7 protein-coding genes and 4 pseudogenes are annotated in these 7088 nt (G+C 41.7%); 6 read left to right on the top strand and 5 right to left on the bottom strand.

The genetic code is table 11. From position 1 onward, the window contains the following. Nucleotides 1–125: 125 nt before the first annotated feature. A pseudogene (locus ACEO2X_RS12860) lies at nt 126–359 on the bottom strand (IS1595 family transposase); the annotation flags it as partial. A gap of 55 nt (nt 360–414) precedes the next feature. On the opposite strand from ACEO2X_RS12860, the gene ACEO2X_RS12855 reads away from it, so the two are divergent. The 3 genes from ACEO2X_RS12855 (at nt 415) to ACEO2X_RS12845 (ending at nt 2851) form a co-directional block, all read left to right on the top strand. Further along, the gene (locus ACEO2X_RS12855; RefSeq protein WP_019836977.1) at nt 415–798 is read left to right on the top strand and encodes a transposase; all 384 of its coding nucleotides are present in this window, start codon (nt 415–417) and stop codon (nt 796–798) included. After that, nucleotides 795–1130: an IS66 family insertion sequence element accessory protein TnpB gene (tnpB, locus tag ACEO2X_RS12850; RefSeq protein WP_035270816.1), complete on the top strand. Its 336-nt coding sequence runs from the start codon at nt 795–797 to the stop codon at nt 1128–1130. The genes ACEO2X_RS12855 and tnpB overlap by 4 nt, the downstream gene beginning before the upstream one ends. A 74-nt stretch (nt 1131–1204) precedes the next feature. Next, entirely contained in the window at nt 1205–2851 is a 1647-nt protein-coding gene (locus ACEO2X_RS12845) for an IS66 family transposase (protein WP_371972111.1), read from the top strand. Nucleotides 2852–2968: 117 nt separating this feature from the next. On the opposite strand, the gene ACEO2X_RS12840 is transcribed toward ACEO2X_RS12845, so the two are convergent. The 3 genes from ACEO2X_RS12840 to ACEO2X_RS12830 form a co-directional block, all read right to left on the bottom strand. Beyond that, the gene (locus ACEO2X_RS12840; RefSeq protein WP_127800881.1) at nt 2969–3271 is read right to left on the bottom strand and encodes an I78 family peptidase inhibitor; all 303 of its coding nucleotides are present in this window, start codon (nt 3269–3271) and stop codon (nt 2969–2971) included. Nucleotides 3272–3490: 219 nt separating this feature from the next. Further along, nucleotides 3491–3793: an I78 family peptidase inhibitor gene (locus ACEO2X_RS12835; protein ID WP_127800883.1), complete on the bottom strand. Its 303-nt coding sequence runs from the start codon at nt 3791–3793 to the stop codon at nt 3491–3493. Nucleotides 3794–4027: 234 nt separating this feature from the next. Further along, entirely contained in the window at nt 4028–4960 is a 933-nt protein-coding gene (locus ACEO2X_RS12830; RefSeq protein WP_180025590.1) for an IS5 family transposase, read from the bottom strand. A gap of 57 nt (nt 4961–5017) precedes the next feature. Between ACEO2X_RS12830 and ACEO2X_RS12825 the strand changes: the two are divergent. Continuing rightward, nucleotides 5018–5098, top strand: a pseudogene (locus ACEO2X_RS12825) (riboflavin synthase); the annotation flags it as partial. 90 nt (nt 5099–5188) lie between these two features. Here ACEO2X_RS12825 and ACEO2X_RS12820 read toward each other — a convergent pair. Then, a pseudogene (locus ACEO2X_RS12820) lies at nt 5189–5350 on the bottom strand (monooxygenase); the annotation flags it as partial. 334 nt (nt 5351–5684) lie between these two features. On the opposite strand from ACEO2X_RS12820, the gene ACEO2X_RS12815 reads away from it, so the two are divergent. Together ACEO2X_RS12815 and ACEO2X_RS12810 are read left to right on the top strand one after the other, a co-directional pair. After that, nucleotides 5685–6251 (top strand): recombinase family protein, encoded by a 567-nt coding sequence (locus ACEO2X_RS12815; protein WP_000678311.1) that lies wholly within the window; start codon nt 5685–5687, stop codon nt 6249–6251. Nucleotides 6252–6411: 160 nt separating this feature from the next. Next, a pseudogene (locus ACEO2X_RS12810) lies at nt 6412–7088 on the top strand (IS5-like element IS17 family transposase); the annotation flags it as partial.

The raw sequence follows: 7088 nt of genomic DNA, 5'->3' as shown, positions 1-7088 counted from the left end.
TCGCAAGAGATGCGATGGATGTCTGATGATTTGTAGTCATAAATTTAAGTCCCCACTTGTTTCTAAGTGGGGACTAAATTAAGGCTTATAGGATGAATTCAGAAGGTGTGTTCAGCGGACGCTTACCCTCGACCTCGCTTCAACTTCCCATGAAAACCACGTTGTCTTTTTGCTCCAAAATAGCTCTCATCAACTTCAATAGAACCTACAAACTTTGCTCTTAAATCTGTTTGATGATCGTAGATTGCTTCTCTAAAAAGCATGTACCAATAGTTGATGGTATTACGGTTCAAGTTAAGCAATAAGGCTGTTTTAGAAGCAGGAATATCGTAAGCGTCCGCTGAACACACCTTCTGAATTCATCCTATAAGCCTTAATTTAGTTCCCACCTAAAAACAAGTGGGGACTTAATCCATGAACATGGATATATATTCAGCAACACCTCCTGTTGCTAAAAAACGCAGAACATACAGCAAAGAATTCAAACTCAGTATTGTCAATGCCTGTAAAAATCCTAATACCTCGATCGCTTCGGTCGCACTGCAACATAGTATTAATGCCAACCTTGTCAGTCGTTGGATCAGGATCTTCAGCCATCATGATGGTGCCGTGCAAGATCCTACTCATGTGAATCCAGCATTTATTGCTTTGCCTTACACTGCTGCAATCAGCCAACCTATTGATGAGAGGATCACGTTGTGTATCACCGTGCCTCATACGAATAATGATATTCAGCTAAAATGGCAGACATCAGAAATACCTGCCTTGGCAGAATTACTCAAGGCACTGGCAACATGATCCGTATCAATGAAATTTGGCTCTCTACCCAGCCCATGGATATGCGAGCAGGAATGGATACTGTCATGGCTCAGGTGGTGAGAGCCTTTGGCTACATCAAACCGCATTGCGCCTACCTGTTCTGTAATAAACGTGGTCATCGTATGAAAGTGTTGGTACATGATGGACTGGGCATCTGGCTGTGTGCCCGGCGTTTGGAACAGGGTAAATTTCACTGGGCTCAAGTTCACCAAGGTGAAACCGTGGCCCTCAGCCCGGAACAGTTACAGGCACTGATCCAAGGTTTGCCCTGGCAGCGCATTGGACGACAGCAGGTGGTGACGATGCTTTAAACCAGGCTGTTCCATTCTGCTATTCTCCAAACGTTCTATTTCATTCTTCTCATGACCTCAGGCATACTGCGGTCATGAATACGCTGCCTGACTTAAGCCAACTGACCCATGAACAACTGCTGGAATTCACCAGGCAGTTGGCGATGCAGCATCAGTCTCTGGCACAATCAAATCAAGAATTAGAAAAATCAAACCAGCAATTAGATGCCAGAGTTCAACATCTTGAAGTCACCAATCAGCAATTAGATTCTAAAGTTCAACATCTTTCTATTCTCAATCAAAAATACGAGCATGAACTCGTACTATTTAAACAGCACAAATTCGGCAGTAAAAACGAACATCTCACTGCAAAACAAATCCACCTGTGGGATGAAGCGGTTGAAGAAGATATTGCCGCGGTTGATCTAGAACTGGAACGGCTAAATGCAGATAAAACCGATGCAGTGACACACAAAGCCAAAACCAATAAACCTAAACGTCGACCACTGCCAGATCATCTACACACCATCCGTATTGAGCATGAACCTGCATCAACCCAATGCAGTTGTGGCTGCCAGTTACGTCGTATCGGCGAAGATATCAGTGAAAAACTGCATTTCAGACCGGCACAGTTCTATAAGGAACAGCATGTACGTGGCAAATGGGTCTGTGATCAGTGCGACACCCTGACTCAGCAAGCGATGCCCGCCTATGTGATTGATAAAGGTATTGCCAGTCCTGAACTGCTCAGCCATGTGCTGGTATCGAAGTATGCCGATCATTTGCCGCTGTACCGTCAGCGCCTGATCTATCAGCGGGCTGGCATTGATCTGTCCAGATCCACGTTATCTGACTGGATTGGTCGCTGCGGTGTGGAACTGGAACCTCTGGCCAATGCCTTAAAACAGGTGGTGCTGCAACAGCGGGTGATCCATGCCGATGAAACGCCGGTCACCATCATGCGGATGGGTGAGAATGATAAAAAACCGAAGAAAGGTTATGTCTGGGCCTATGCCACTACACAGTACAATCCAGTTCAAGCCGTGATCTATGACTTTCAGGATAGTCGTTCAGGTCAGCATGCTGAAGCGTTCCTGAAAGACTGGCAGGGCCATCTGGTCTGTGATGATTACAGCGGTTATAAAGCACGCTTTAAATCAGGTCAGGTCATTGAGGTGGGCTGCATGGCGCATGCGCGTCGTAAATTCCATGAACTGCATGTGACCAAAAAAAGTCAGGTCGCTGAACAGGCATTAGTGCTGATTCAGAAACTGTATGCGATAGAAGCAGAACTCAGGAAAAAGACCGATGGTACAGCGGAAGACCGCCGCGAATACCGACAACAGCATAGTCAACCAGTGATGCAACAACTATATGAATGGCTCAACCAACATCATCTGACAGTGCCATCGAGTTCTCCCACCGCCAAGGCCATCAATTACACTCTGAAGCGTTGGCCAGCTTTAAGCCGCTATCTGGATGATGGCAATCTACCTATTTGCAATAATTGGGTCGAGAATCAGATGCGTCCCTGGGCGTTGGGGCGCAAGAACTGGCTGTTTGCAGGTTCGCTGCGCAGTGGTCAGCGAGCGGCAAACATCATGACTTTAATCCAGTCAGCAAAGCTGAATGGGCTGGATCCGTATGCCTATTTAAGTGATGTGCTGAAAAGGCTGCCGACGCATAAAGCGACCCAAATAGAAGAATTACTGCCACATCGCTGGAAATCCAACTCAAATTAAAAAATAGGCATGGGGTTCAGCGGACGCTTACGAATAAACAGCATAGGAATTGAGACATTACTCTTTTTCAAATAATAAAAAACCATCCGAAGATGGTTTTTGTTTAGTCTTTAGCTATTAGCCGCAGGAAACTTGAACGATAATTTTAGTTTGTGGATCGGTGACTACCGTAACTCTATTTGAGCGGTAATCTAAAGTTACTGGTTGACCTGGCGCAACCATTCGTACAATTTCAGCTTTAGTCTTAGCTTTAATTACTGCTTCAGATAAACCAGTTTGTCCCACAAGCTTTGTTGCTTCATCAGTTATACAGCTAGTCATCGTATTTGGTTGTTGAGAAGGCATCTGTTCAGGATTATTTGCACATGCTGTCAATGCAACTGCCGCTAGAATTAAAGATAAATTCTGGATAATTTTCATAAGCTTTTGTCTTATCAGGATTAAAAAGGTAACCATACCAAATACGATAACCTCGACTGTAGGCTTAACTACAATCTCTATACATTCTATTTAAACCGAATATTTAATAAGAAAAGTATTGCTCTCTTAAAGTTAAGGTTTAAAAAATTCCATACAGATTTAATGCTCACAACTAAAAACCTCCCGAAGGAGGTTTTGTACACTATAGCATTTAAGTTTTTAACCACAAAATGCCTTAAGAATAGTTTTAGTTTGTGGATCAGCAATTACTGTTACTCGTCCTGGATGATAATCTTTAGTTATAGGTTGACCAGGTGCAACAAGTCTTACGACCTTAGCATTTGTTTTTGATTTGATGTCAGCTTCACTCGATAGTGTTGTACGGGCTAATGCTGCTGCACTTTCAGGTACGCATTTGTTCATCATTTCAGGCTTCTGAACAACGTCTGTATTAGGAGTGCCGGCACAAGCAGTCAAAGTCACTGCTGCAATAATAAGCGATACATGATAAATAATTTTCATAAGCTTCTATCTTTAACATATAAAAGCAGGATCATACCTAGGAAGGCTTAGAGCAGCCTAGTCATATCAACAATGTTAATACACTTCTTTAAATATTGAGATTTAAAAAAAACCACTTAACTCTCCCAAGTTAAGCAGGCACATGTCAGGTCATCAATCTTTTTTGCTCTTTTTCTCCACAAGGCTTTGTTGCATAAAGGTTTGAAAGGCTGAGTTCCCTTAAGCTACTCAAACTTAAGAGACAACTTGGGTATGAGGGCGACCTAATTCTGTGAATTTATTCAAGACTGCCATGCGTGCATGGATCTCATTCACCTGACTTGGAAAACTCCGCGCTGTTAATTTATCGCCTAATAATTTGATGCAATGCATCTTGGTTTCAACCAAACTTCGACGGTGATAACCAGACCACTTTTTCCAAAGCGATCTGCCTAGCCGTTTGACTGTCTTTAATAATTCGTTCCGCTCTATAGACCTCGCTTGCTGATCCTTCCAAGGCTTTGCATTCTTTCTAGGTGGAATGATCGCATGTGCATCTCGATCTAAAATGACTTGTCGGCAGTGCTTTGTGTCATAAGCACCATCTGTATAAACAGAATCAATTGGTTCATCCAAGGGAATTTGAGCAAGTAAATCTTCGAGTACTTGAGAATCACTGACATTATTTGTGGTGAGTTGTACTGCACGTATTTGCAGGGTTTTAGCATCTATAGCAATGTGAAGCTTACGCCATTGGCGACGATATTCAGCCCCATGTTTCTTGCGTTTCCATTCACCTTCACCAAGAAACTTCAAACCAGTAGAGTCTATGAGTAGATGCAGTCCATCACTACTTTTTTGATAGCTAATCGCAATATCAATATGCTTTTGTCTACGACAAAGGGTGGAATAATCCGGAGCTGTCCAATCTAATCCAGAGAGTTTAATCAGACTTTGAACAAAACCTGTGACCATACGTAAAGAGAGTCGGAATAGTAATTTGATCATTAAGCAGCATTGAATCGCTGTATCGGAGTAGGTTTGATTTCGACCTTGCTTGCCTTGTGATTGTGCATACCACTGAGTCTTTGGATCAAACCAAATGGAAATATTACCTCGGTTAATTAAGGCTCGGTTATAGGATGACCAATTGGTTGTACGGTAGATTTTAGAGGCAGGCTTATTCATTTTGAAATTATATTGCTGAATAAGCTTTTGATGCTAGGTTTGTGCAACAAAGCCCATATAGGCGATGAAGTAAATTATGAAATCGATCAAACCACACGAACTTTGGTTGATACTTTAGAAAATATTCATCAAAAATAAATTCCAGTGCATTTTACACGGCTCAATTCAGATAAAAATATTGATTGAGTCCATGTAAAACAATGCCCATAATTTGAATTTTAGCTTTTCCTACGAATAAAAACTTGGACCAGGTATTTTTCCTGTTAAAACCCATTCGCCAATTTCTTGATATTTATAATCGACTGGATCATATAAAGTTTGTGTTCTGACATTTCGCCAAAAACGATCTAAATTCAATTTTGCTGTTGTTGCTCTTGCTCCCTTTTTCTGGGTATACAAGCCTAAATTTTATGGAAGGGATTCATATGCTGCACCTTTAGCTAAAAGAGTATTCAGCTTACTATTCGTGGTTATTTGCAACAGTGCCTTCTGGTAAGGGTCGGCACCGGCACATCAAAAAAATCTCTCCCTGAGTACGGTTGTTTCTATCGGGAGCAGAATATTAATTTCGTTACTTTAGACTATACCCTAAAGTTACAATCTGAAAGTTCATGAAATTATGTATCATTTAAATGATTTTTAATCATACGTAACATGTAACTTTAGTGTTAAAGAATTATAATTTACGAAATTGTTCATTTTTATCCAATTGGGGCGTGAAAAAGTGAAAGGCCAAAAAGTAGGGTATGTCCGGGTAAGTTCTGTCGAGCAAAACACTGGACGTCAACTTGAAGGAATTGAGGTCGACCGGATTTTTGTTGACCGTGCTTCAGGTAAAAATACTGACCGACCTAAATTTCAGGAAATGTTGAACTATGTCCGGGAAGGGGACAGGGTGATTGTACATTCAATGGATCGTTTTGCGCGAAGCCTAAAAGATTTGGTCACTGAAGTAGATAAACTGGTCAAACGAGGGATCGCCATCCAGTTTGTAAAAGAAAATATTACTTTTACAGCCGAATCCACCCCGATGGATAATTTGATGCTTCAAATGATGGGTGCTTTTGCACAGTTCGAACGTGAGATCATTTTAGAGCGGCAAAAGGAAGGAATAAAACTCGCCTCTGCTCAGGGGAAGTACAAAGGTCGGGTGCATAAACTAAAGCCTGACCAAGCTGAAGCTTTACGACAAGCATGGAAGGAGGGGAAGTATCCATCGAAAATGGCATTAGGGAAAGCGTTTGGGATTAGTCGTCAGGCGGTATACCGATATTTACAAGTTAGTGAATAGCTTATTGGGATTAGCAACTAAATTTAGTTTAACTTATAAAAATCATGAAACACTGTTCGAATTTTAAGCGTGGAACATGAATAATCAATAAAAAGCCGCTCTGGTGGGCTTTGTTGCACAAACCTATCTGTAAAGGCTTTTTCAGCGATATAATTTTCAAATGAAGAAGCCTACACACAAAATCTACCGTACAACCAATTGGCCCGCATATAACCGAGCACTCATGAGTCGCGGAAATATTGCCATTTGGTTTGATCCTGCTACGCAATGGTATGCTCCATCAAAAGGCAAACAAGGGCGAAATCAAACCTACTCCGACGCAGCTATCCAATGCTGCTTAATGATTAAATCCTTATTCCGTCTATCTTTACGTATGGTCACTGGCTTTGTGCAAAGTCTGATTAAACTTTGCGGATTAAATTGGACCGCACCAGATTACAGTACGCTTTGTAGAAGACAAAAGCATATTGATATTGCAATCAGCTACCAAAAAAGTAGCGATGGACTGCATCTACTCATAGACTCTACAGGCATGAAGTTTCTAGGTGAGGGCGAATGGAAACGCAAGAAACATGGACCTGAATATCGTCGCCAATGGCGTAAACTTCATATTGGTATAGATCAAAACCCTTCAAATACGCGCTATTCAACTCACTACAAATAATGTGAGTGATTCACAAGTACTTGGTGATTTACTCGATCAGATTCCTCAAGATGAGCAGATTGACTCTGTTTATACCGATGGAGCTTATGACACCAAGCAATGCCGTCAGGTCATTGCAGATCGGCAAGCACATGCGGTGATTCCACCTAGAAAAAATGCGAAACCATGGAAAG

It is taken from the genome of Acinetobacter sp. AL9, assembly GCF_041464035.1.
In the GTDB taxonomy this organism is placed as follows: domain Bacteria; phylum Pseudomonadota; class Gammaproteobacteria; order Pseudomonadales; family Moraxellaceae; genus Acinetobacter; species Acinetobacter towneri.
The sequence above is the reverse complement of the archived record's forward strand: the minus strand, read 5'-3'. Positions and strand labels throughout refer to the sequence as shown.

Excerpts from the sequence above, each read along its gene's own strand:
- ACEO2X_RS12830 (WP_180025590.1), bottom strand. The coding sequence starts at position 4,960 with ATGAATAAGCCTGCCTCTAAAATCTACCGTACAACCAATTGGTCATCC.
- ACEO2X_RS12835 (WP_127800883.1), bottom strand. The coding sequence starts at position 3,793 with ATGAAAATTATTTATCATGTATCGCTTATTATTGCAGCAGTGACTTTG.
- tnpB (WP_035270816.1), top strand. The coding sequence starts at position 795 with ATGATCCGTATCAATGAAATTTGGCTCTCTACCCAGCCCATGGATATG.
- ACEO2X_RS12845 (WP_371972111.1), top strand. The coding sequence starts at position 1,205 with ATGAATACGCTGCCTGACTTAAGCCAACTGACCCATGAACAACTGCTG.
- ACEO2X_RS12840 (WP_127800881.1), bottom strand. The coding sequence starts at position 3,271 with ATGAAAATTATCCAGAATTTATCTTTAATTCTAGCGGCAGTTGCATTG.
- ACEO2X_RS12855 (WP_019836977.1), top strand. The coding sequence starts at position 415 with ATGAACATGGATATATATTCAGCAACACCTCCTGTTGCTAAAAAACGC.